General features: G+C 71.7%; 23 protein-coding genes, 1 pseudogene and 1 riboswitch. Of the genes and pseudogenes, 11 read left to right on the forward strand and 13 right to left on the reverse strand.

Annotation, left to right across the window (positions count from 1 at the left end; genetic code table 11):
• The 4 genes and pseudogenes from ACIWVC_RS21255 to ACIWVC_RS21270 all read left to right on the forward strand — a co-directional run.
• Window positions 1-92 (forward strand): annotated as a pseudogene (locus ACIWVC_RS21255) (response regulator); the annotation flags it as partial.
• Window positions 93-181: 89 nt separating this feature from the next.
• Window positions 182-655 carry a MarR family winged helix-turn-helix transcriptional regulator gene (locus ACIWVC_RS21260; protein ID WP_396448915.1) on the forward strand — a complete coding sequence of 158 codons (474 nt, stop codon included), beginning with the start codon at window positions 182-184 and terminating at the stop codon, window positions 653-655.
• Window positions 656-799: 144 nt separating this feature from the next.
• Window positions 800-1,627, forward strand: a complete 828-nt coding sequence (locus tag ACIWVC_RS21265; RefSeq protein WP_396448914.1) for a L,D-transpeptidase — start codon at window positions 800-802, stop codon at window positions 1,625-1,627.
• A 24-nt stretch (window positions 1,628-1,651) separates the two neighbouring features.
• On the forward strand, window positions 1,652-2,296 hold the full coding sequence (locus ACIWVC_RS21270) for a choice-of-anchor P family protein (protein ID WP_396454463.1): 645 nt from the start codon (window positions 1,652-1,654) through the stop codon (window positions 2,294-2,296).
• A gap of 35 nt (window positions 2,297-2,331) precedes the next feature.
• Here ACIWVC_RS21270 and ACIWVC_RS21275 read toward each other — a convergent pair whose 3' ends face one another.
• From ACIWVC_RS21275 to ACIWVC_RS21290, 4 genes are all read right to left on the reverse strand, one after another.
• Window positions 2,332-2,742 (reverse strand): ATP-binding protein, encoded by a 411-nt coding sequence (locus ACIWVC_RS21275; RefSeq protein ID WP_396448912.1) that lies wholly within the window; start codon window positions 2,740-2,742, stop codon window positions 2,332-2,334.
• A gap of 118 nt (window positions 2,743-2,860) precedes the next feature.
• Complete coding sequence (locus tag ACIWVC_RS21280; protein ID WP_396454464.1) at window positions 2,861-3,238, reverse strand: hypothetical protein; 378 nt, start codon at window positions 3,236-3,238, stop codon at window positions 2,861-2,863.
• Between the two features lie 112 nt (window positions 3,239-3,350).
• A complete protein-coding gene (locus ACIWVC_RS21285) occupies window positions 3,351-3,992 on the reverse strand; it encodes a carboxymuconolactone decarboxylase family protein (protein WP_396448910.1) in 642 nt (213 codons plus the stop codon).
• The gene (locus tag ACIWVC_RS21290) at window positions 3,976-4,548 is read right to left on the reverse strand and encodes a VOC family protein (RefSeq protein ID WP_396448909.1); all 573 of its coding nucleotides are present in this window, start codon (window positions 4,546-4,548) and stop codon (window positions 3,976-3,978) included. The genes ACIWVC_RS21285 and ACIWVC_RS21290 overlap by 17 nt, the downstream gene beginning before the upstream one ends.
• A 108-nt stretch (window positions 4,549-4,656) precedes the next feature.
• On the opposite strand from ACIWVC_RS21290, the gene ACIWVC_RS21295 reads away from it, so the two are divergent.
• Both ACIWVC_RS21295 and ACIWVC_RS21300 read left to right on the forward strand, forming a co-directional pair.
• Window positions 4,657-5,271 (forward strand): TetR/AcrR family transcriptional regulator, encoded by a 615-nt coding sequence (locus ACIWVC_RS21295; RefSeq protein WP_396448908.1) that lies wholly within the window; start codon window positions 4,657-4,659, stop codon window positions 5,269-5,271.
• A 12-nt stretch (window positions 5,272-5,283) separates the two neighbouring features.
• Window positions 5,284-6,618: a phosphotransferase gene (locus tag ACIWVC_RS21300; RefSeq protein WP_396454465.1), complete on the forward strand. Its 1,335-nt coding sequence runs from the start codon at window positions 5,284-5,286 to the stop codon at window positions 6,616-6,618.
• 18 nt (window positions 6,619-6,636) lie between these two features.
• On the opposite strand, the gene ACIWVC_RS21305 is transcribed toward ACIWVC_RS21300, so the two are convergent.
• Window positions 6,637-7,107 (reverse strand): GNAT family N-acetyltransferase, encoded by a 471-nt coding sequence (locus tag ACIWVC_RS21305; protein WP_396448906.1) that lies wholly within the window; start codon window positions 7,105-7,107, stop codon window positions 6,637-6,639.
• Window positions 7,108-7,249: 142 nt separating this feature from the next.
• On the opposite strand from ACIWVC_RS21305, the gene ACIWVC_RS21310 reads away from it, so the two are divergent.
• Window positions 7,250-7,588, forward strand: a complete 339-nt coding sequence (locus ACIWVC_RS21310; RefSeq protein ID WP_396448905.1) for a WhiB family transcriptional regulator — start codon at window positions 7,250-7,252, stop codon at window positions 7,586-7,588.
• On the opposite strand, the gene ACIWVC_RS21315 is transcribed toward ACIWVC_RS21310, so the two are convergent.
• Complete coding sequence (locus tag ACIWVC_RS21315) at window positions 7,585-8,514, reverse strand: NADPH:quinone oxidoreductase family protein (RefSeq protein WP_396448904.1); 930 nt, start codon at window positions 8,512-8,514, stop codon at window positions 7,585-7,587. The genes ACIWVC_RS21310 and ACIWVC_RS21315 overlap by 4 nt on opposite strands.
• An 89-nt stretch (window positions 8,515-8,603) precedes the next feature.
• Between ACIWVC_RS21315 and ACIWVC_RS21320 the strand changes: the two genes are divergently transcribed.
• Window positions 8,604-9,191 carry a rhomboid family intramembrane serine protease gene (locus tag ACIWVC_RS21320; RefSeq protein ID WP_396448903.1) on the forward strand — a complete coding sequence of 196 codons (588 nt, stop codon included), beginning with the start codon at window positions 8,604-8,606 and terminating at the stop codon, window positions 9,189-9,191.
• Here the strand turns inward: ACIWVC_RS21320 and ACIWVC_RS21325 are convergent.
• From ACIWVC_RS21325 to ACIWVC_RS21345, 5 genes are all read right to left on the reverse strand, one after another.
• Window positions 9,188-9,934, reverse strand: coding sequence for an SDR family oxidoreductase (locus ACIWVC_RS21325; protein ID WP_396448902.1), 747 nt, complete (start codon window positions 9,932-9,934; stop codon window positions 9,188-9,190). The two genes, ACIWVC_RS21320 and ACIWVC_RS21325, sit on opposite strands and share 4 nt — an antisense overlap.
• A gap of 52 nt (window positions 9,935-9,986) precedes the next feature.
• Window positions 9,987-11,444, reverse strand: a complete 1,458-nt coding sequence (locus ACIWVC_RS21330; protein WP_396448901.1) for a hypothetical protein — start codon at window positions 11,442-11,444, stop codon at window positions 9,987-9,989.
• An 80-nt stretch (window positions 11,445-11,524) separates the two neighbouring features.
• Complete coding sequence (locus ACIWVC_RS21335; RefSeq protein WP_396448900.1) at window positions 11,525-12,310, reverse strand: sporulation protein; 786 nt, start codon at window positions 12,308-12,310, stop codon at window positions 11,525-11,527.
• A gap of 152 nt (window positions 12,311-12,462) precedes the next feature.
• Window positions 12,463-12,789: a DMT family transporter gene (locus ACIWVC_RS21340; RefSeq protein WP_396448899.1), complete on the reverse strand. Its 327-nt coding sequence runs from the start codon at window positions 12,787-12,789 to the stop codon at window positions 12,463-12,465.
• Window positions 12,790-12,823: 34 nt separating this feature from the next.
• Window positions 12,824-12,886, reverse strand: a riboswitch (guanidine-III (ykkC-III) riboswitch).
• A gap of 34 nt (window positions 12,887-12,920) precedes the next feature.
• Window positions 12,921-14,258: a UDP-glucose dehydrogenase family protein gene (locus tag ACIWVC_RS21345; protein WP_396448898.1), complete on the reverse strand. Its 1,338-nt coding sequence runs from the start codon at window positions 14,256-14,258 to the stop codon at window positions 12,921-12,923.
• 281 nt (window positions 14,259-14,539) lie between these two features.
• Here ACIWVC_RS21345 and ACIWVC_RS21350 point away from each other — a divergent pair, with 281 nt between their 5' ends.
• Window positions 14,540-16,375, forward strand: a complete 1,836-nt coding sequence (locus tag ACIWVC_RS21350) for an acyl-CoA dehydrogenase (RefSeq protein ID WP_396448897.1) — start codon at window positions 14,540-14,542, stop codon at window positions 16,373-16,375.
• Between the two features lie 105 nt (window positions 16,376-16,480).
• Window positions 16,481-19,942 carry a hypothetical protein gene (locus ACIWVC_RS21355; protein ID WP_396448896.1) on the forward strand — a complete coding sequence of 1,154 codons (3,462 nt, stop codon included), beginning with the start codon at window positions 16,481-16,483 and terminating at the stop codon, window positions 19,940-19,942.
• On the opposite strand, the gene ACIWVC_RS21360 is transcribed toward ACIWVC_RS21355, so the two are convergent.
• The gene (locus tag ACIWVC_RS21360) at window positions 19,926-20,675 is read right to left on the reverse strand and encodes an FkbM family methyltransferase (RefSeq protein ID WP_396448895.1); all 750 of its coding nucleotides are present in this window, start codon (window positions 20,673-20,675) and stop codon (window positions 19,926-19,928) included. The genes ACIWVC_RS21355 and ACIWVC_RS21360 overlap by 17 nt on opposite strands.
• Window positions 20,676-20,966: 291 nt before the next feature.
• Between ACIWVC_RS21360 and ACIWVC_RS21365 the strand changes: the two genes are divergently transcribed.
• A complete protein-coding gene (locus ACIWVC_RS21365) occupies window positions 20,967-21,221 on the forward strand; it encodes a hypothetical protein (RefSeq protein ID WP_396454466.1) in 255 nt (84 codons plus the stop codon).
• Window positions 21,222-21,288: 67 nt separating this feature from the next.
• On the opposite strand, the gene ACIWVC_RS21370 is transcribed toward ACIWVC_RS21365, so the two are convergent.
• Window positions 21,289-21,666 (reverse strand): hypothetical protein, encoded by a 378-nt coding sequence (locus tag ACIWVC_RS21370; RefSeq protein ID WP_396448893.1) that lies wholly within the window; start codon window positions 21,664-21,666, stop codon window positions 21,289-21,291.
• Window positions 21,667-21,710 lie beyond the last annotated feature (44 nt).

Consider the following 21,710-nt stretch of genomic DNA (forward strand, 5'->3'; position numbering starts at 1 on the left):
GCAGCATCCCCGTCGTCGTGCTGACCACGTCCGAGGCCGACGAGGACATCCTGCGTCACCGTGGTGAAGCTGCCGCGCTGACACCGCGGCCGCGCGCCGGGCGGGGTGCCGGGCGGGGTGCCGGGCGGACCCGCAGGTCCGGGGGATGCCCTCGGCGAGGTCGTATGTAACAGTGGAAGGCATGGTGGACACGCCGGGTGAGGGAGCCGCGAATTCCGCGGCGGCCCTGGACGGCGCCGCATCCACGCTCATGGACATCTGGTCGCGCGCCCACAATGCCCCCGATGTGCCCGTCCCGTCCACGCAACTGCGGGCGCTCTTCGTGCTGGAGCGCGGCCCGGTGAACGTCAGCAGCCTGGCGGGCGAGCTGGGTGCGCTGGTGTCCTCCGCGAGCCGGCTGTGCGACCGGCTGGAGGCGGCCGGGCTGCTCGCCCGCGACCCCGGCCGGGACCGCCGGGAGGTCACCCTGCGGCTGAGCGCGGACGGGCAGGCGCTGCTCGACCGGCTCCGGGTGCGCCGGCTGGAGGATCTCTCCCGCGTGCTGGAGCAGATGCCGGCGTCCGCACGCGCCGCGCTGCTGTGGGGGCTCGCGGAGTTCCACGAGGCCGCCTCCAGGCCGGACGGCGACGGCGGCCCCTTCTCCATGCTCGCCTGACTCGTCCACCCTTATTCGGACAAATTGCGACGCCGCGTTAAGCGTCCGCCAAAATGGCGGTTATCATTCTATGCAATGGCGACTCGCGCCGCGTTTTCGCCATTCCCCATACGCGCGCCTCCGCCGCCGCTAATATCGCCGCCCATGGCGACCACAAAAGCAGCGCGGCATTCCCGCCGCGCCGGCACCGCCGCCGGGGCGCTCCCGGTGGCGGCCGCCGCCGCTCTGCTGCTCGGCGGATGCGGCGGCTCCACCGCGCACGGCACGGCGCCCGCGAAGAGCACCGGGCCGGCGCCGCCGGCGGTGGAGGCCGGGGCCGCCAAGGTCCCCGAGGCCACCACGTTCAGCACCCTTTCCGGCGTCCCCCGGGACGGATCGCCCGAGGGCGTCACCGACGGCCTGGTCGTCCACCCGACCGCGCCGGCGCCGGTGCTGGACCGGCCGGGCGGCCGCCGTGTCGCCACGCTCCCCACCACCGAGCTGGGCGGCCCCACCTGGGTGCCCGTGGTGGAGAGCTCGGGCGAGTGGCGGCGCGTGCTGCTGCCGAGCCGCCCCAACCAGGCGAGCGGCTGGATCTCCGGCGCCGGGCTCCGCACCGCGCACACGCCCTACACCGTCCGGGTCGAGATCGGGAAGCGGCGGCTCACCCTCGACAGGGCCGGACGGCGGGCCGGCCGGTGGCGGGTCGCCGTCGGCGGCGCCGAGACCCCGACCCCGGTCGGCCGGACGTTCGTCATGGCCTCGATCGTGCCGTCCGACCGGAAGCAGAGCCCGATCGTCCTGCCGCTCGGCACGCACTCGGCGACCCTGGACACCTTCGGCGGCGGTCCCGGCACCGTCGCCCTGCACGGCTGGCCCGACGCCTCCGTGTTCGGCAAGGCCGTCACGCACGGCTGCGTGCGGGTGCCCGCGGACGCGCTCAAGGCGCTGTCCCGCGTCCCGCTCGGCTCGCTGGTGCTCATCACCGCCTGATCTCAAGAAACGGAGCGAACATCCATGCGCTACACCCATGCCGTCATGCGCCTCGCCGCGGCCGGCCTGCTCGCCGGCGGACTCGTCGCCGCGGGGATGCCGGCCCAGGCCGCCGCCCCCGCGGGCGAGGGCTCCGCGTACGGGCTGGCGGTCACCGGGCCGCTCGCCGTCCCGCCGGTGCCCGCGGTCTCGTCCAGCAGCGGCGAGGTCAGCAAGCGCCTCCTCCGGGAGGACCGCACCAAGCTGGTCCGGGCGTCCGGGCTGGACGTCAGCGCCTCCGCCGCCCGCGCGCGCTCGTCCGTCGCGCGGCTCGCCGTCCCGGCGGCGAAGCTGGCGGCCGGCGCCGTCTCCGCGAAGTGCGCGGACGGCCAGGGCAGCGCGAACCTCGCGAACGCCGTCCTCGCCGGCAAGCGGCTCGACTCCACGCCGCCGCCGAACACCACCGTCCCGGTCGACGTGGACGGCGTCGGCCGGGCGTCGCTGACCCTCAACAAGCAGCGGCGCATGGCGGACGGCCGGCTCGCCGTCACCGCGATGGAGCTGATGCTGCCCGGCGGCAAGGGCGCGCTGCGGGTCGCGTCCGCGACCTGCGGCCGCGGCGTGCCGCAGGGCCCGGCGGAGGCGCCCGCGCCGACCCCGGTGCGGCACGACCTCCCGGTCACCGGCTGACCGTCCCGGCGGCCCGGCGGGCGACCGCCGGGCCGTCAGCCCGCCAGGGACTTCTCGAAATGCACCACCGAGCCGTTGCGGTGCACCCGATCGGCTATATGAAGTTCTTCCGTGAACGCCCGCATCAACTGAAGCCCCCGGCCGTGCTCGGCGAGCGGCGGCACCTGTATCTCACCCCACTCGGCGCCGTCCTCCGCGTCGTCCGTGCCCCCGTCGATCACCTCGACGACGCATCTGGCCCCGTCCATCCGCGCCCGGACCTCGTACTCCATTCCGGCCGCGGCGTGCTGGATGACGTTCGCGCACGCCTCACCCAATGCGAGCGCGATATCGGCACGGATCTCGGACCCCACCCCGAGGCCGCGGAGAGAGGCGTCGAGCGTGTGGCGCACCAGCGGAGCGCTCTCGGCGTTCCTCGGCAGGGTCATTTCGAGAACGACCTCCATGCCAATCGCCTCCGTTCCCTCTAGCAGCCAGATTTCCCAACCACCACTCTGGGAAACTCCGACCGCCCGAAAAACGCGACGGCCCGCATATTCGGTGCGACTTCCGCGACGGCGCGCGTTATTCGTCGGCGCGCCCGGCGAGCCTCCGCAGCGCCGCGACCTGCTCCTCGTCCAGCCCCTCGTAGTCGCTGCGGCGGCGGTGCTCGGCCTGCTCGTCGATCCACCGGGCGTGCGCCTCCCAGGCGGCCTGCTTGCTGACGCCGAGGGCGCTGCCGATCTGCGCCCACGACGCCCCGGCCCGCCGCGCCGACCGCACGGCGAGCTGCCGCCCGTAGACCGCCTTGCGGGCGATCACCTCGCCGAGCGCGAGGAGTTCCAGCACCTCCCCCCGCCCCAGCGGCGCGTCCCCGACCGCGTCCCGGACCCACAGCTCGTCATACCGGGCGGCGGCGCTCGTCAACGTGACGTCCTGCTCGATCTGCTCTGGAGTGACCATGCCCCGAGTGTCACCGTCAAGGCACCCTGACGTCAAGCCTCCCTGACGCCATGTCTCCAGTGCCCGGGCCGTGCCCGGCCCTGCGGGACCCACCCGGCGACGCGGGCGGGCATCAGGCGCCTCCGGTCAGGTCGGCCGAGATGTCGCGGTCGCCGTAGCCTTCGGGGGCCGCGACCTCGACGACCGGTTCGGGGCGGTCGTCGAACTCGAGGCGCAGGGCGCGGGAGATCGTCGCGTGCATGTCGTACATGCAGGTGATGTAGGTGAGCTGCAGGATCTCCTTGTCGGAGAGGTGCTCCTTCAGTTTCTCGAAGACGGCGTCGGGGGTCCGGCCGCCGTCCAGGACGAGGCAGTCGGTGTAGGCGAGGACGGCACGCTCCAGCGGCGAGTAGCAGTCGGCGGTCTGCCAGTGCGGAATGGACTGGATCTTCTCCTCGTCCATTCCGAGGGCCCGCATCTGCTTGCAGTGCTGCGAGAACACGAACTGGCTGCCGCGCGCCCACCCCGCCCGGCACTGGCCCAGCTCCCGCAGGACGGGGTCCAGGCCGGCGTTCCGGTAGAGCGCGAATCCCTTGACCGCGTGCCGGAAGACGTCGGGGGACTGGGCGAACACCGTCCACCAGTCGCCGGGCGAGCCGGTCGCGGTGCCGTGGTCGACGGCCGGGTCGCGGTCGGGCGCGAAAAGGTGGTCGTAGAAGAACAGGATGCGCTCGTCGGTGACTTCGGCGCGGGGAACCTCACGCAGTCGGGGCATGCTGCTCCTTCGGGGCGGTGCGGTCGGCGGCGGTCTTGGGCTCGTGGGAGACGTCGGACTCGTCGAACTCGCGCATCCAGCAGGCGAATTCGAGGAGGATCCCGTCGGGGTCCTGGAAGTAGAAGGAGCGGACGAACACCCCGTCGTTCACGTCGCGGGAGATGCCCATCGGGCTGTCGTCGTGGTTCAGGATGGGGCTGACCGTGACGCCCTTCTCCTTGAGCCGCTTCCGGTACTCCTCGAACTTCTCGGGCGGTACGTGGAAGGCGACGTGGTTCATCGACCCGACCGCGCTGAGCAGCTCGCCCTGCTCGGGGCGCCCGGCGGGCGCGGAGATGCCGGGGACGCCGTCCGGCGCGTCCGGGAACCAGAAGAACGCCACGCAGTCGCCGCCGCCGCAGTCGAAGAAGAAGTGCTGGCCCATCCCGCCGGGCAGGTCGAGCGTCTTGATGAGCGGCATCCCGAGGACGCCCGAGTAGAAGTCGATGGTGCGCTTCATGTCGGACGACACGAGCGCCAGATGGTTGATCCCGCCCAGCTCGAATTCGGTGTTCACGCGGCCTCCCGAGAGTTGACTTGACAGTCATATCAACTTGCTCGATGCTCGGATACTGTTCCTGCTGACATCGGGTTGTCAACACCCCGGGCGAGAGGAACGACGCAGATGCGGGACGATCCCGGCGGGCAGCCGCTCACCGAACGCGGGGCCAGGACCAGGGAGCGCCTGCTCGCCGCCGCCCGCGAGGTGTTCGAGGAACGCGGCTTCCTGGAGACGCGCGTCGCGCACATCACCCGGCACGCCGGCGTGGCCTACGGGTCCTTCTACACCTACTTCCCGTCCAAGGAGGCGGTGTTCCTGGAGGTCGCCGACCGGCTGTTCGAGGACATGACGGGCCATGCCCTCGTCCCGCTCACCGGCCCGACCCCGGCCGCGCGCGTCCGCCGTGCCAACCGCGCCTACTACGAGGCCTACCGGCGCAACGCGAAGATGATGGCGATCATCGAGCAGGTCGCCACGTTCAACGAGGAGTTCCAGGAGCTGCGGCGCAAGCACCGGGCCGTCTCGGTGGCGCGCTCGGCGAAGGCGATCGCGCGCTGGCAGCGCGAGGGCCTCGTCCCAGCCGAGATCGACCCCGAGATGGCGGCCCGCGCGCTCGCCGCGATGGTCGACCACTCCCTGTACTTGTGGCTCGTCCAGGACGATGATCCAGAGGGCGCCGAGCGCCTGCTGGACACCCTCGACGCGCTCACGGTGCGCGCCCTCGGCCTGCCGTCCTGACGAAGGAGACCCGTGGAAACCGCCGACCGCCGCACGACCGCCGTGGAGGCCGCGCTGGCGGCCCGCCTCGGCGCGGAGATCACCGGTCTCCGCCGCCTGTCCGGCGGCGCCAGCAGGGAGACGTGGTCGTTCGAGGCCGGCGGCCGCGCGCTGATCCTGCGCCGCGACCCGCCCGGCTCCCCCGACCCGGCGGCGATGGCCCGCGAGGCGGCGCTGCTGGCCTCCGCCGCCGAGGCCGGCGTCCCGGTGCCCGCCCTCGCCGGCCACGGCGGCGACCTGGCGGGCGCGCCCTACCTGATCATGGAGCGCCTCCCGGGCGAGACGATCCCCCGCCGCCTGCTGCGCGACGAGCGCTTCGCGGCCGTCCGCCCGCGCCTGGCCCGCGACCTCGGCGCCATCCTGGCCCGCCTCCACACGATGGCGCCCGTCCCGGACCTCCCCGACGCCGACCCGCTCGACGCCCTGGCCGGGCACTACGCGAACTTCGAACCCCGTCCCGCCGTGGAGCTCGCGCTCCGCTGGCTGAAGGACAACCGCCCGCCGGCCTCGGGCCGCAAGGCGGTCGTCCACGGCGACTTCCGCAACGGCAACCTGATGATCGACGAGACGGGCGTGCGCGGCGTCCTCGACTGGGAGCTGACCCACCTGGGCGACCCGGCCGAAGACCTGGGCTGGCTGTGCACCAAAGCCTGGCGTTTCAACTCCCCGCACCCGGTCGGAGGCTTCGGCTCCCGCGAAGACCTCCTGGAGGGCTACGCCTCCGCCGGAGGCGCCCCGCCCACCCTTGAGGAACTCCACTGGTGGGAGGTCTACGGCACGCTCCGCTGGACGATCCTGTGCCGCCACCAGGCTGAGCGCTACCTGAACGGATCGGACCCGTCCATCGAGTACGCCGTCCTGGGCCGCAAGGTCTGCGAGCAGGAGCACGACCTGCTCCTAGTGCTCGGCCTGACCGAACCCACCACCGTCCAAGACCCGTTGGCGACGGCCCAGCCGACCGCCACGCCCCCGCACGACCGTCCCGGCGCGCAAGCGCTCATCGACGCGGTGGGCGCCTTCCTCCTCCAGGCAGACCAGCCCGACGATCGCCTCCGCTTCCACGCCCGAGTGGCCGCCGCGGCCCTGGCCATTGCCCGCAGGGAACTCCTCCTGGGCGAAGCGCACAAGGCGGCCCACGAGAAGCGCCTGCGCAACCTCGACTGCGGATCCGACGAAGACCTGGCGAGGGCCATCCGCGAAGGCTCCCTGGACACCCGGATGGATGAGGTGACCGAGGCGGTGCGGGCCTCGATCATCGACAAGCTCACCGTCGCCAACCCCCGGCACCTGTCCCTCCCCGGCGCCTGACCGGGGCCGCGGCGGCGGTCAGGTGAGGTGGTACTTCATGCCCATGTGGGAGGGGCGGAAGCCGATCTTCTGGTAGAAGCGGATCGCCTCGGGCCGCTGCCGGTCGGTGGTGAGCTGGACGACGCGGCAGCCGCGGGCGCGGGCCTGCTCGATCGCCCAGTTGATCATCAGCTGGCCGACGCCGCGGCCGCGCTGCTCGGCGGCGACGCGGACGCCCTCGATCTGGGCGCGCTCGCCGCCGGTGTAGGTGAGGCCGGGGATGTAGGTGAGCTGGAGGGTACCGGCGAGCTCGCCGCCGACCTCCGCGACGATCACCGCGTTGTTGGGGTCCTTCTCGATCGCGGCGAAGGCGGTGTAGTAGCCCTCCGGGATCTCCTCGCCCGGTGTTTCGCGGGTTGATCCGAGGGGATCGTCGGCGAGTAGCCGGACGATCTGCGGAAGATCGGCGGCCGTCGCCTCGCGGAAGGTCACTTCTTGATCACGCTGCACGCCTCCCAGGTTATCCGGACGCTAACTTGCAACGTTCACGTATGTCTTGTAGTACTACGGGTCGTAGTACTACGTTGAGTGGAGACCACCCCCGCCGAGCTGGAACCGCACGGTGGTCTCGTCGCGGCGCAGGGAGAAGCCAATGCACATCAACGAGAACAACGAGAACGAGGAGCACTGGACCGACCACGCGATCTGCCGCGGGGCGGATCCCGACCTCTTCTTCCCGATCGGCTACTCCGCGCCGGTTCTCAAGGCCCAGGAGGACGCGGCCAAGGCCATCTGCGCGAACTGCCCGGTGCGGGCCGAATGCCTCGCGTGGGCGCTGAAGGTGGGCGAGCCCGACGGCATCTGGGGCGGGACGACCCCCGAGGAGCGCCGCTACCTGCGCCGCGCGGCCGACGCCCCGGCCCGCAAGCCGCTGCCCGTCATCGTGGTGCGCGGCGACGCGTCCGAGTCCGAGCACGCCTCGGCGGCCTAGGGGACCAGGGCCACCTTCCCCACGACGCGGCGGTTCAGCAGGTCGTCCAGCACCTCCGCCGCCGACGCGAGAGGCGCCGTGCGGGGCGGCGCCGGATCGAGGTCTCCCTTGGCGACCATGGCGAGGAGCTCGTCCAGCAGGGCGCGCTGGGCCGGCGGGTTCGCCATCGACCAGGCGCCCCAGTCGACGCCGACGACCGCGCGGTTGCGCAGCAGGACCTGGTTCAGCGGGAGGGACGGGATGTCCCCGGACGCGAACCCGATCACGACATGGCGGCCCCGCTCCCGCAGTGAGCGCAGGGCCGGCTCCGCGATGGCGCCGCCGACCGGGTCGTAGACCACGTCGACGCCGCCGTCCGACCAGGCGCGGGCCGCCGACTTGACGTCCTCGGCGCTGGAGACCGTCTCATCGGCGCCGGCGTCGCGCGCCGCCTCCCGCTTGGACGGTGTCGAGGCGGCCGCCAGGACCCGGGCTCCCATCGCCTTCGCGACCTGCACCGCGGCCAGGCCCGCACCGCCGCCCGCCCCCAGGACGAGCACCGTTTCCCCCGCTCGCAGGTTCGCGCGGTCGCGGAGCGCGAACAGCGCCGTGCAGTAGCTCTGGGTGAACGTCGCGGCGCGCGGGAAGTCCAGCTCGTCCGGGATCGGGACGGCGGAGCTCTCCGGGACCGCGACGTGCGTCGCGAACCCGCCCAGCCCGCACATCGCGAGGACGCGCTCACCGGACGGGAGCGTCCCCGCCACCTCGCTCCCCGGGACGAAGGGCAGCGGCGGCTTGATCTGGTACCGGCCCTGGACGAAGAGCGCGTCCACGTAGTTGACGCCCGCCGCCTCCACGGCGATGAGCACCTGACCGGGGCCGGGGACGGGAACCTCGGTGTCCTTGACGGCGACGGAGCCGAGCTCCGCACAGATCACTGCACGCATCCGCCCACTATGCCGGAAACGCCCGGTGGCACCTTCCGGACGTCCCGCCCGTTGACCGTTCAGGGACGTCCAGACTTACGGTGGAGGACATGAGTTACACCCCCGACCGGCAGCGTTCCGATGAGCTGGCGAAGCACGGCGCCCGCGCGCTGGCGTCGCTGATCCTCATCGTTTCGGTGACCGCGGTGATGTGGGTCCTGGAGGCGTTCGACTACACGACCGACGGGTGGCTCGACCGGTTCGGCATCCAGCCGCGCGACGTCGGCGACCTGCCCGACATCTTCACCGCGCCGTTCATGCACGCCGGCTTCGGGCACCTGATGGCCAACACGCTGCCGTTCCTCATCCTGGGGTTCATCGCGGCGGCGCGCGGCATCGCGAAGTTCCTGGCCGCCAGCCTGATCATCATCGTGGTCGGCGGGCTCGGGGTGTGGTTCCTCAGCTCGGCGAACACGCTCGGGTCCAGCATCCTGATCTTCGGCTTCTTCGGCTACCTGGTCGGGCGCGGGATCTTCGAGCGGCGGCTGCTCGACATCGGCATCGCGATCGCCGTCGTCGCCGTCTACGGGACGATGATCCTCGGCGTCATCCCCGGCGACCCCGGCATCTCGTGGCAGGGCCACCTGTTCGGGCTGATCGGCGGCGTCCTCGCCTCCTGGTTCCTGCGCCGCGGCTAGTTCGGGCGGACGGTGACGTCCGACACGACGGCGTCCCGCGGCGTCTCCAACGCCGCCACCAGCACGCGGGCCACGGTCCCGGGGGCGGCGAAGTCGTCCTCGGCGTAGGGGTGGCCCTCCTGGGCGCGCACCTTCCGCTGCATCTCGGTCGCCGTCCGGCCCGGGTAGACGGTCGTGACGCGCAGGGACCTCTCCTCGGCGCGCAGCGAGTCGGCCAGCGCGCGGAGCCCGAACTTGCTCGCCGCGTACGCCGACCATTCGGGGTTCGCGCGCAGCCCGGCGGTCGAGTTCACGAAGACGACATGGCCCTCGGCGGCGCGCAGCGCCGGCAGCAGCAGGCGGGTGAGCTCCGCCGCCGACACCAGGTTCACCGACAGGTGCTCCATCCACTCGTCGGCCTCAAGGCCGGCGACCGGCGACAGGTGCACCATGCCCGCCGCGTGGACGACGCCGTCCAGCCGCTCGGGCAGCCCGGCCATCGCGAGGGACGCCTCGATGCGGCGCGGCTCGGACAGGTCGAGCGGGATCGCGGTGACGGACGCGTTGCGCCGCGGCGACGGCACCGCGGTGGGATCGATGACCTGTGTGGGGGCGTGCGCGCCGGTCGCCAGCTCCTTGGCGAGCCGGTCGAGCCGCTCGGCGGAGCGGCCGGTGAGGATCAGGTCGTGCCCGCGCTCGCGCAGCAGCTCGGCGACCGCCCTGCCGATGCCGCCCGTCGCCCCCGTGATCAGATACGTGCCCATGAAGCCCCATTCTCGTTGATGCCCTATCCGAGTGGACGCCCGGCGCGGCGGGTCAGTTCGGCCGCAGCACGCGGGTGACGCCCGCGATCAGCGCGGTGGCCAGCACCCACCCCGTCATGACGAGCCCGTACGCGACCCAGCGCGACCAGCCCACCGCGTCGTACGACAGCTGCTGCCCGAACGTGTCGAGCGGGATCAGCAGGTCGAGCGTGTAGATCAGCGAGTGGAACGCGGGCAGCTCGTCGCCGGGTTTGATCGGGCGGGGGTGCTCGATCGAGAACACCGTCGTCCCGGTGGCCAGCAGGGCGGCGAACCAGGCGAACGCCAGCCACGGCCGGTAGCCGAAGCCGACCGTCCAGTCCAGCAGGTGGTTCCACGCCTTGCCGACCGGGTGCAGCCGCCGGCGGCGGGCCCGGAGCTTGGCGAGCTGCACCTTCCGGGCCAGGTCGTCGGAGCCGACGCTGTGGTACCAGGCGGCGAGCTGCTCGTACGGCTGGAGGTGGAACTCCTCGTCCCGCGACACCCAGCTGAGCCGGTCCTTGAAGCCGGCGCCGCGCAGCGTGTGGTACGTCATGCCGTTGAGGTACAGCTCGTCCGGCCAGACGGACGGGTGGTCAAGGATGATGTCGATCCGCGAGTAGGAGAGCGACACCCGCCCCTCGATCTTCCCGGCCGGCCACAGGATCAGCTCGTCCGCCACGATGTGGCTGGCGTGCAGCGCCATCCGGGACGGGTCGGAGGCGTCCAGGCGCGCCCGGACGAACGACAGGATGCCGTTGAAGCGGGCGCTGCGCAGCCGGACGGTGCCGATCGCGGTGAAGCCGTTGCTGAACTCGGCGGCGTCCTCGACCACCATGTTCTGCGCGTCCAGCGCGATCCGGCCCGGGTTCGACAGGGTGGTGCGCTCCATGAACAGGCCGCCGTTCATCCGCGCCCCGACGAACCGGACCCCGCCGGTGATCTCGGCGTCGCGGATGAACGTGCCGACCTCCACGACGAGCCCGCCGCTGAAGATCGCCCACTTGTCCGGGCCGGGCGCGGTGATGCGCGTCCCGTTCATCCGGAGCCCGCCGGCGAGCTGCGCCCGCGGCAGCCGCACCTCGCCGTCGATCACCGACCCGGACAGGCTGAGGTAGCCGTCCGCGCGGAGGCCGCCGCCGTCGAAGCCGGGCATCCTGCAGCCGGACAGCCGCAGCTGCCGGGTCTCGGCGTTGGAGAAGTCCGGTGCCTCGACGAGGCGGCAGTCCTCCAGCCGCAGCTCGTGCTCGACGGTGCCGCCGGTGACGTCCAGCCGCCCGGTGATGTAGGCGCCGCGGAGCCGGACGGACGCCACCGCGCCGGGCCGCTCCTCGCCGGCGCCGAGCAGCAGCCGGGTGATGACCTCGGCGCGGACGATCCGGTCGGGGTCGGGTCCGGCGGGGCGGTCGTCGCCGAGGACGACGGACGCGCCGGTGGGGAACGCGGCCCAGAGGCGCCGTTCCGCGTCGTTCAGTCCGGGGGGCTGGGGCACGGAACCTCTTTCTACGCGGCGATCCCCTCCGCGATCAACATCGCGGAGGGGACCGTGCGGTGGCGTTCGGGAAGCGGCGTCTAGAAGAAGCCGCGGCGGCGGCACGCTTCCTGCAGGAAGCCGTCGAGCTGCCGCTCCCAGTCGGTGTGGTTCACGCTCGCGTAGTCGACGGTGAACCGGCTGAACGCGTCGTGGCCCTCGGTGAACACCCCGCCGCGCTTGTCCAGCTCCAGCACGACCTCCATGGACTGCGGGTACGACACGAACGTCACTTCGAGCTGCTTGATGCCGCGCGCGTACTGGCCCGGCGGGTAGAACTCGATCTCCTGGTAGAAGGGCAGCTCCTGGTGGACGCCCCAGATGCGGCCCTTCTCGCAGTCGGCGTTGCGGAACTGGAAGCCGAGGTTGGAGAAGGCGGCGAGGATGCGCTCCTGCGCGGGCAGCGGGTGCACGGCGATCGGGTCGAGGTCGCCCGGGTCGAGCGCCCCCGCCACCTCCAGCTCGGTCGCGATGCCGACCGTGGTGCCGTGCAGCGGGTGCCCGTACATGTGCGTGAGGGGAGCTTCCCACGGGATGGGCATCTGGAACGGGATGCTGTGCCGCGCGCCCTCCTGGAGGCTGAAGCTGCCCGCGACCGGCATCTTCGCGTACTCCAGGTTGGACGTGTACTCGTTGTCGCCCGACTCGATCTCGACCCTGGTGCGGAGGGCGAGGTTCACCGCTTTGATGTCGGAGTTGTACTGGCCCCCGATGATGGTGATCTCGCCTGTGATGACGCCGCCGGGCGTCGTGTTCGGGTCGTGCAGGATGGTTTCGATCGACGGGCCGCCGATGCCCATCGCCTGCCGCAGCTTCTTGAAGACCAAGGTCGGTCCCTCCCGTGTCGGAGCACTCCCCGCGCTCTTTCTCGTCCCATAGACGCTGTTACGGGACATTACGTTCCGGGGGACTTGCCGTGACCTGCGAATCGCCGCGTTCGGTGGCCACGATCGGCCGTCCCGGCGCAGGTCGGGGCGGGTCAGTGCCCGCCGGTTCCGGCGAGGTTGAGGCCGACGACGCCGAGGATGATGAGCGCCAGCGCGCCGATCCTGATGGCGGAGATCTGGTCGCCCATGGCGAGCATGCCGAGCGCGGCCGTGCCGACCGCGCCGATCCCGACCCAGACGGCGTAGGCGGTGCCGACGTCGAGGCTCTTCAGCGCCAGGCTGAGCAGCCCGAAGCTCGTGACGGCGAAGACGAGGAAGCCGGCGGACGGCAGCGGCTCGGTGAAGCCCTTGCTGCCCTTCAGGCAGAGGGCCATGGCGACCTCGAAGAGGCCGGCGACGATGACGAGGATCCATGCCATGGCTGTGCTGCTCCCGGTGCGAGACGGCGGTGGTCGCGCGTCGTCTTCGCTTGCCGGGTACGGCGCACCTCGTCCGGGAGGGCTCCAGGCCCTCGCCGGCCTTAACGGCCCCCTGACGCGGGGTGTTCCCGTCAGGAGCGTCCCAGCGCCCGGTACTCCCAGCCCGCCTTGCGCCATTCCGCGGCGTCGAGGGCGTGGCGGCCGTCCACGATGCGGCGGTGCCGGACGACCTGGGCCAGCGCCGCCGGGTCGACCTCCCGGAAGTCGGACCATTCGGTCAGCAGGACGACGACGTCCGCGTCCTGGGCGACGTCGAAGGCGCTGCCGCCGTACCGCAGCTCGGGGAACGCGGCGCGCGCGTTGCCGAGCGCGGCCGGGTCGTAGACGCGGACGTCCCCGCCGAGGCCGTGCATGGTGCGCGCGACGTCCAGCGCGGGCGCGTCCCGGATGTCGTCGGAGTTGGGCTTGAACGCCGCGCCCCACGCCGCGATGCGCTTGCCGGCGAAGTCGCCGCCGAGCAGCTCCCGGACGAGGTCGACGGTGCGCGCCCGGCGCCGCCGGTTGATGTCGTCAACCTGGCGCAGGAACGACACGGCCTGGCCGACGCCGATCTCCTCGGCGCGGTGCGCGAACGCGCGGATGTCCTTGGGCAGGCAGCCGCCGCCGAAGCCGAGGCCCGGTTTGAGGAACTTGCCGCCGATGCGGTCGTCCAGCGCGAGCGAGTCGGCGAGGTCCTTGACGTCGGCGCCGACGGCTTCGCAGACCTCCGCCATCGCGTTGATGTAGGAGATCTTGGTGGCGAGGAAGGAGTTGGCGGCGACCTTGACCAGCTCGGCGGTGGCGAGGTCGGTGCGGATGACGGGGGTGCCGAGGTCGAGGACGGGCTTGAACGCCGCGCGCAGCCGCTCGTGCGCCCAGTCGGAGGTGACGCCGAACACCAGCCGGTCGGGGCGCAGGGTGTCGTCGACGGCGAAGCCCTCGCGGAGGAACTCGGGGTTCCACGCCAGCTCGACCTCCTTCCCGGCGGGCGCGAGCTCCTGGACGAGGCCGGTGAGCCGCTCGGCCGTCCCGACCGGCACGGTCGACTTGCCGACGACGAGGGCGCGGCGGCGCAGGTGCGGGGCGAGGGAGCGGACGGCGGCGTCCACATAGGTCAGGTCGGCGGCGTCCGAACCGGCCTGCTGGGGCGTCCCAACGCAGACGAAGTGGACGTCGCCGAAGGCGCCGGCCTCCGCGAAGGAGGTGGTGAACCGGAGCCGGCCGGAGTCGAGCGCCTTGGTGAGCAGCTCGGGCAGCCCGGGCTCGAAGATCGGGACCTCGCCGGACGCCAGCCGGTCGATCTTGTCCCGGTCGACGTCCACGCCGAGGACCTCGAAGCCCAGCACGGCCATGCAGATGGCGTGCGTGGCGCCGAGGTACCCGGTCCCGATGACGGTCAGCCTCGGGGAGCCGGTCTCCTCCTGGCTCATAAGCACCTCCTCGTGCCTCACGGTGGTCGCGCCCCCGGTCGATCTTCCCACCACGGTCCGGCGGCGCGCGGCAGGGGCCGCTGCCCGGTTCGCGCCCCCTGCCCGACCTTGTGAGTTGCGTCACGCCGGACGGCCGGGCGTGGTATCGATGTGGCCTGCATCCCCCGAATCCGGGCGCTTCGGGTGGTTGCCACTGGTTACCAACGGGTAGCATGATGTTGAGTTACTAGTCAGTACGAAAGCGGGGCCGCCGGCCGCCGCCGGACTTAACGGAGTCTCGAATGGGGCACTACAAGAGCAACCTCCGGGACCTGGAGTTCAACCTCTTCGAGGTGTTCAGGCGCCAGGACCTCCTCGGCCGCGGCCCGTACGCGGAGCTGGACGAGGACACCGTGCGCAGCATTCTGGACGAGGTGAACCGGCTGGCCGAGGGGCCGCTCGCCGACTCGTTCGAGGACGCCGACCGCAACCCGCCGAAGTTCGACCCCGCCACCGGCACCGTCGAGATGCCGGAGAGCTTCAAGAAGTCCTACAAGGCGTGGATGGACGCCGAATGGTACCGCCTCGACCTGGCCCCCGAGTTCGGCGGCAGCGGCGCCCCGCGCTCCCTCACCTGGGCCGTCGCCGAGCAGGTGCTGGGCGCCAACCCGGCCGTCTACATGTTCGCCTCCGGCCCCGGCTTCGCCCAGATCCTGTGGTACATCGGCACGCCCGAGCAGAAGCGGTTCGCCGAGCTGGCCCTTGAGCGGCAGTGGGGCGCCACGATGGTGCTGACCGAGCCGGACGCGGGCTCCGACGTCGGCGCCGGCCGCGCCAAGGCGATCCGGCAGCCGGACGGCACCTGGCACATCGAGGGCGTCAAGCGCTTCATCACCTCGGCCGAGCACGACATGGCCGAGAACATCTTCCACCTGGTGCTGGCCCGCCCCGAGGGCGCCGGCCCCGGCACCAAGGGCCTGTCGATGTTCCTCGTCCCCAAGTACCTGGTGGACCTGGAGACCGGCGAGCTGGGCGAGCGCAACGGCGCCTACGTCACCAACGTCGAGAAGAAGATGGGCCTCAAGGTCTCCACGACCTGCGAGCTGACCCTCGGCGAGAAGCACCCCGCGGTCGGCTACCTGGTCGGCGACGTGCACGAGGGCATCAAGCAGATGTTCCTCGTCATCGAGTACGCCCGGATGATGGTCGGCACCAAGGCCATCGCGACGCTGTCGACCGGCTACCTGAACGCGCTGGAGTACGCCAAGGAGCGCGTGCAGGGTGCGGATATGACGCAGATGACGGACAAGACCGCCCCGCGCGTCACGATCACCCACCACCCGGACGTCCGGCGCAGCCTCATGACGCAGAAGGCGTACGCCGAGGGCATGCGCGCGCTGGTGCTGCTCACCGCGTCCTACCAGGACGCCGTGCAGATCGCCGAGTACGAGGGCCGCAGGGACGAGCAGGCCGAGAAGATCAACGACCTGCTGCTGCCGATCGTCAAGGGCTTCGGCTCCGAGCGGGCGTACGCGCTGCTCGGCGCGGAGTCGCTGCAGACGCTCGGCGGGTCCGGCTTCCTGCAGGACTACCCGATCGAGCAGTACATCCGCGACTCCAAGATCGACACCCTGTACGAGGGCACGACCGCGATCCAGGGCCAGGACCTGTTCTTCCGCAAGATCCTGCGGGACAACGGCGAGGCGCTGAAGGTGCTCGCCGGGGAGATCAAGGCGTTCGCCGAGTCCGACGCCGGCAACGGCCGGCTGAAGAACGAGCGCGCCCTGCTCGGCCGCGCGCTGGAGGACGTCCAGGGCATCCTCAACCCGATGATCGGGTGGGCGCTCGGCTCGATGGAGAACCCGAAGGAGCTGTACAAGGTCGGCCTCAACACGACCCGCCTGCTGCTCGGCCTGGGCGACCTCATCGTCGGCTGGCTGCTGCTCCGCCAGGCCGACATCGCGCTGACCGCGCTCGGCGGCGGCGACGTGTCCGACTCCGACAAGGCGTTCTACACCGGCAAGGTCGCGGCCGCGCAGTTCTTCTGCCAGACGGTGCTCCCGCGCCTCGCCTCCGACCGCGCCATCACCGAGGCCACCACCCTCGACGTAATGGACCTCCCCGAAGAGGCGTTCTGACCCTCTGACACAGGTCCCCGGCGGACCCCCGGCGGGGGCCTGTCCATTCGAGCCGGGCGCGGAACCCGCGTTGTCAAGGTCACGGGGATGTGATCGGGTATCGGGGTGGACGTCGACCAGTTCTTCAGCTTCGGGCCGCGCGCTCCATTCGAAGTACAGCAGGTCTTCACTGACCGAGAGGGGCCGATCCGGACGTTCCGGGACCGGTTCGCCCGGCTCTCCGAACGGTCGTGGACCGTTGACGAACTCCTCGACTTCCAGCGGCCGGCATCCAACCTCATCGCGGTGTGCGGAGAGGGCGGGATCGGCAAATCCACCCTGGCCAGGCACGTCGCGGACCTGGCGGTGAACGGCGAACTGGACGGCCTGCCACGACGCGGCGCGCATGCGGTTCTGGACTTCGCCGACCCTGCCAGTGCGAGCTTCGAGGCCGTTCTGTTGAGGGTCCGTGCCGCTCTCGCGCCACTGGCCAGGTCGTGGCCCGCGTTCGATGTGGCGCTGGCCGTGTACTGGCAGCGCAAGCATCCGGGCGAATCACTGACCGCGTTCCTGCGCAAGGACAGCGCGGCGGATGCGCTCGGCGTCGCCGACCAGGTGGGTGCTGCCGTCGATCAGCTCCTCGGCGGCTTCGGAGCGGTGTCGGTGGCGTACCGGGCGCTGAACCTGCTCGGCCGGTCCGCGACGCAGAAGGCGCGGTTGAAGCGGCTGCGGGCCGACCTGCCCGCGCTCGACCCGATCCTGTCCGAGCAGGACCCGGATCGGATGCTGGGGTACATGCCGGTGCTGCTGGCCGCCGACCTGGAACGGGCGCGCCGCAGGCATCCGGCGCTGGCGCTGTGCGTGCTGGACACCCTGGAGAACGTCCAACGCCTGCCCGCTGAGCGCGGCGGCCTCGAGGACCTGGTGTCGCGCCTGGTGTACCTGATGCCGAACGTGGTGTTCATCGCGGCGGGACGGCTCGCGCTGCGCTGGCACGACCCGGCCAGGGCCGTCGGGCTCACCTACGGCGGCGAGCGCCGCTGGCCCGGTCTGGCCGGTGGCGATCAGCTCGGCCTCGACGGGTTCGACCGGGCGTCGGCCGAGACGTACCTGGCGGCACGGCTCACCGTGGACGGAACTCCGGCGATCGGACCCGATATCCGAGAACGGATCATTGCGGGCGCGGGTGGGTCACCGCTCTACCTCGACCTGTCGGCCGGGCTGTTCGGGCAGTATCTCGCGCGGGGTGAAGCGCCGCCCGCCGATGCGTTCGGGCTCGGCTTCCCAGAACTGGTCCTGCGGACGATGCGGGACTTGTCCGCGGCCGACCGTGACCTGCTGCGCGCCGCGGCGCTGCTGGAGGCGTTCGACGAGGACGTCCTGCACGCGGTGCTCCCGGATCTGCGGCTCCGCCAGATCGAGCGATTTCTGCAACGCCCGTTCATCCGGCGCGACGAGACGGTATGGCCGCCGTACCGGCTGCACGAGAACTTGCGTCGCAGCGTCATCGAATGCGACGCCGACACCGACGACGGCTGGACCGAGGCCGAACGGACCCGCAGCACCGAGCGGGCGATCGAGCACCTGACGCGCACCGCACTCACCGTCTGGGACGACGACGCCGCCCATCCGATTTCCCTGGGCGTGCGCAGCAGGCGATGTGTGGCGGCGTTCCTGCTCGTCCTGCGCGCCGCCGACGAACACCGGCTGGCACCGGAGTCATTGGGCGACCTCGCTTACAGCCTCACGGTGCTCGGACACTGGCAAGTGCTGGTGTCCCTTCCAGAACCGTCCGGTTCGCCTGAACTGTGTCGGCTGACCGAGGTGGCGCGGCTGACGGCGCGCGGAGACGTCAACGCCGAGGACCGCTACCGCGCACTGCGCCGGTTGATCGGTGCACCCGATGGCCCGTACGCCGACTACTACCGGCACGAACTGGCGAGCCGAGCGCACATCATCGGCCGGGTCGAGGAGGCCGCCGAGCACCTGTCCGGGATCGAGCCCGCGTCGCTGATCGGCGCGAGCGCACGGTTCGGCCTGGCCGACAATGCGCTGCGCCGCGGCGACTACCGGTCGGTGAAACGGCTGATGGACGGTGCGCCGCAGACCGGACCGGACCGGGTGCGGGTTGCCGACCTGCTGGGCCACACCTGTCTGCACAACGCGCGTTTCGCGGAGGCGGCCGGTTTCTTCGAGGTCACCTTGGATGCGGCGCGCGAAGCGAACGCGCCGCTGTGGGAGGCCCGTGCGTTGCGGCACCTGCTGCTGGCGCTCATGTGGTACGACCCGGACCGCACGCTGTCGCTTCTCGGCCGGGCGCGTGAGCTGAACGCCTCGGCGGGCGAAGCGATCGGGCTCGCCCAGTGCGACATGGCCGAGGCGATGGCGCGGGCACTGCGCGGTGAACGCCGCACGGCGGCCGAGCTGCTGGCGGCCGCGGCGCGCCGGTTCGGTGAACTCGGCGCATCTCGTGAACTGCTGCCCGTCGAGGCGTTGCAGGTCATGCTGTACGCCTCCGGCGGACGGGCGGCGCAGGCCGCGAGCACCGCCCGGACCCTGGGTGAGGACTGCCTGCCCGTCTGGGTCCCGGTCACCCGGTCGTGGGCCGGGCTCGATGCCGACTTCAGCGCCGTCGCATGGCTGGACGATCCCGACTCCGCGCGGCGTCGCTGGTCGGAGGCCCTCGATCGGCTGCGGGCACCGGTCTGCGGGCCACTGGACGTCGGTGACCGTCGTGCGCTGATCGCCACCGGCCGGGTGTCCGACGCGCTCATCGAGGCCGCGATCCGGGACGCGTTGACCAGCTCGGCGTTCGACGGCCCGCGCGACCTGGACACCGCGCTGGAGGCGCACCGTGCGGAGGGTGTCGTGCCGGGCGTGCGGACGGTGGTGAAGGTGCGCCGGCGACTGCATGAGCGGTTGGAGACCGTCCGCTACTTCGAAGAAGTGCGTGCCACGGCAGGCGTACGGGCGCCGCGGCTCCTGGATTCCGGAACGTCCGGACGAGCATGGTGGGCCGTCTTGGAACGGCTGCCCGGCGCTCCCGCGGACCGCCCGACGCCCGCACGTCAGCGAGAACTGGGCCGCCAGCTCCGGCTCTGGCACAGCCGGCCGCCCGGCGGCGGCCTGCGCCTGGACGACCCCGGTGCGCTGGGCGTCCTGCTGGGCTGGGCACGGACCACCGCCCCGGACTCCTACCAGGCCATCGCCGAACGATTCGACGCAGCCTGCCGAGGACTCCCGATGACCGCAATCCACGGCGACGTCGCGGTCTGCCACAACGCACTGTTCGACGGCGACGCCCTCACCGGGCTGCTCGACCCGGGCGCGACCGAGTCCGGACCACCGATGCTCGACCTCGCCTGGTCCCTCGCTGTCGACATGCCGCGCGGCGCGAACCCCGCCCCGCTCATCGAAGGCTATGGAAATGACGATGTCGACCAAGACGCCCTGGCCGCGCTGCTACCGCTGATGATGCTGCGCCGCCTCATCGACGCGCCGTCCCTCGGGCTTGCCGACAGCGACGGAGCGTGGATCACTCGTCGGCTACGCGACTGCCATCCGGAGCTGCTCACTCTGGCTCAATGAGTCCCGCCCGGACGGCGCACGCGTACGGGATGTAGTTGTCCAGCACATTCGCGGGCACCGCGAGCCGCTCACGTAGAGCAGGCTCGTCATCTCGGACGTAGAAGCGGTTGAGACCGTCGAAGAGCGCCAGTTCGTATCCGGCGGCCAGGACGCCGGGCTCCCATTCCTGATGACTGGGCAGGGCCGTCAGCGGAACGGTCGCCTCGACCACGATGGCCCGCGGCCGCCACGCCCGAAGGTCCGCCGACCGCAGCACCGCCGCCTCGGCCCCCTCCACGTCGACCTTCAGCAGGTCGAAGCCCGGTTCCGCATACGCGGTGAGGATCATCTCCAGTGTGACGACCTCGACGCGCAGTTCCTCATGGCGCCAGCCGTCAGCGAGATGCCTCTCCAGGACATCCCTGCGCAGGGTGCTGAGACCTCCGCCGCCCTTCTTCCCGCTCCCGGGGACCACCCGGAAGAACGTTGCTGTCCCCGGCTCGTCTCCCACGGCAGCGCACAGGCTGACGTCGCCGGGCCGGGCCTGTTGAAGCCGTGCGTGGCGCTCGGGCAGCGGCTCAACGTTGACGCCCCGCCAGCCCAGGCCGTCCACAAGGTTCTTGGTGAGCGAGCCGCTCGCAGGCTCCCCGGCGCCGACGTCCACGAAGAACCCTTCCCGGTGGCCGGCGAAGGCGCGCATCAGCACCACGTCCTCCGCGTTGCCCGCGTACGCGATCAGGTCATAGCCGCCCACGCAGGCCAATCTACGGATGCCTCCCCGATCCCCGCCAAGGGTCGTCACGTGGGCCGCGCCATCACTGAGGCCACCGGCCTGGACCTCATGGACGTCCCAAAGAGCGCGCGGGCTTTCGCGGGCCGGCGGTCACGGGAATGGACCCACCGGCGTCAGGTGGAGGCAGATGGTCAGGAGCCGGCGGACGACACGACGGCCACGCCTCCCCCGTGGTGCCGGTCGCCGAGCGGGGGACTTCGCGGGCGTCCAGGTGCCGTCCGCGCGGCGGGTGGACGTCCGAGGGCCGCGCGCATGGGGATCAGGTTCGGCGCGGGGACGCTGGCGGGGCACGGGCAGAGCGGCGCGGAGCTGCCGGGCCAGAACTGCGGGCGTCCTGGCCTCGACCAGCCGGTCCGGGAGGAGGGCCCAGAACGAACCAGTGAACTCGCCGTGCCAGATGCAGATGCCGGGAAAGACGCGGCACAGGTCATCGAGGGCCCGGTCGATGTCGACATCCAGTTCCAGACGTCCGACCGGACGCGCGGACGGCGGCGGCGCGGGCGCTGAGCGGGCGTGCGGCGGCCGGTCGTACCGCGCCTCGGGCATGTGGGTCATCGGGTTGCCTCCGGCCGCGCTACCAGGTGGATGGGAACATGCGGTGCTTGAGGACGGCCTCCACCTGCTCGACGGCGTTCTTGGCGTCGCCGCAGGGGCAGAGGTAGCCGTGCCGTCCGCGCCCGGCCTCGTAGTAGGCCCAGCCCCGGCCGGGCGTGGCGTGCACGGTCACCGCCACCCGGGCGTGGTCGTCCGGGCTGAACGCGAAGACCCACAGCACCGGCGGGCGGGTGGGGAACTCGACGGCCTGGTAGAGCTTGACGTAGCGGTAGCTCTTGACCTGGAGGGCGACGGCGAGCAGGTCGAGGTTGCGGATCGCGGTGGAGCGGCCGAGCCGGGTCCGCCACCCCAGCAGGTGGCGGCCCGCCCGGACGTTCAGCGGGCGCAGCGAGCCCATGTGATCTTGCCTTTCTCGTTGAGCGGCCGGACGCCCCAGTCGTG

It is taken from the genome of Actinomadura sp., assembly GCF_044508335.1.
In the GTDB taxonomy this organism is placed as follows: Bacteria; Actinomycetota; Actinomycetes; order Streptosporangiales; family Streptosporangiaceae; genus Spirillospora.

What these genes read in the sequence shown, in the direction of transcription:
- ACIWVC_RS21260 (WP_396448915.1), top strand. Translation starts at nt 182, where the DNA reads ATGGTGGACACGCCGGGTGAGGGAGCCGCGAATTCCGCGGCGGCCCTG.
- ACIWVC_RS21265 (WP_396448914.1), top strand. Translation starts at nt 800, where the DNA reads ATGGCGACCACAAAAGCAGCGCGGCATTCCCGCCGCGCCGGCACCGCC.
- ACIWVC_RS21270 (WP_396454463.1), top strand. Translation starts at nt 1,652, where the DNA reads ATGCGCTACACCCATGCCGTCATGCGCCTCGCCGCGGCCGGCCTGCTC.
- ACIWVC_RS21275 (WP_396448912.1), bottom strand. Translation starts at nt 2,742, where the DNA reads ATGGAGGTCGTTCTCGAAATGACCCTGCCGAGGAACGCCGAGAGCGCT.
- ACIWVC_RS21280 (WP_396454464.1), bottom strand. Translation starts at nt 3,238, where the DNA reads ATGGTCACTCCAGAGCAGATCGAGCAGGACGTCACGTTGACGAGCGCC.
- ACIWVC_RS21285 (WP_396448910.1), bottom strand. Translation starts at nt 3,992, where the DNA reads ATGCCCCGACTGCGTGAGGTTCCCCGCGCCGAAGTCACCGACGAGCGC.
- ACIWVC_RS21295 (WP_396448908.1), top strand. Translation starts at nt 4,657, where the DNA reads ATGCGGGACGATCCCGGCGGGCAGCCGCTCACCGAACGCGGGGCCAGG.
- ACIWVC_RS21310 (WP_396448905.1), top strand. Translation starts at nt 7,250, where the DNA reads ATGCACATCAACGAGAACAACGAGAACGAGGAGCACTGGACCGACCAC.
- ACIWVC_RS21315 (WP_396448904.1), bottom strand. Translation starts at nt 8,514, where the DNA reads ATGCGTGCAGTGATCTGTGCGGAGCTCGGCTCCGTCGCCGTCAAGGAC.
- ACIWVC_RS21320 (WP_396448903.1), top strand. Translation starts at nt 8,604, where the DNA reads ATGAGTTACACCCCCGACCGGCAGCGTTCCGATGAGCTGGCGAAGCAC.
- ACIWVC_RS21325 (WP_396448902.1), bottom strand. Translation starts at nt 9,934, where the DNA reads ATGGGCACGTATCTGATCACGGGGGCGACGGGCGGCATCGGCAGGGCG.
- ACIWVC_RS21340 (WP_396448899.1), bottom strand. Translation starts at nt 12,789, where the DNA reads ATGGCATGGATCCTCGTCATCGTCGCCGGCCTCTTCGAGGTCGCCATG.
- ACIWVC_RS21345 (WP_396448898.1), bottom strand. Translation starts at nt 14,258, where the DNA reads ATGAGCCAGGAGGAGACCGGCTCCCCGAGGCTGACCGTCATCGGGACC.
- ACIWVC_RS21350 (WP_396448897.1), top strand. Translation starts at nt 14,540, where the DNA reads ATGGGGCACTACAAGAGCAACCTCCGGGACCTGGAGTTCAACCTCTTC.
- ACIWVC_RS21365 (WP_396454466.1), top strand. Translation starts at nt 20,967, where the DNA reads ATGGGGATCAGGTTCGGCGCGGGGACGCTGGCGGGGCACGGGCAGAGC.
- ACIWVC_RS21370 (WP_396448893.1), bottom strand. Translation starts at nt 21,666, where the DNA reads ATGGGCTCGCTGCGCCCGCTGAACGTCCGGGCGGGCCGCCACCTGCTG.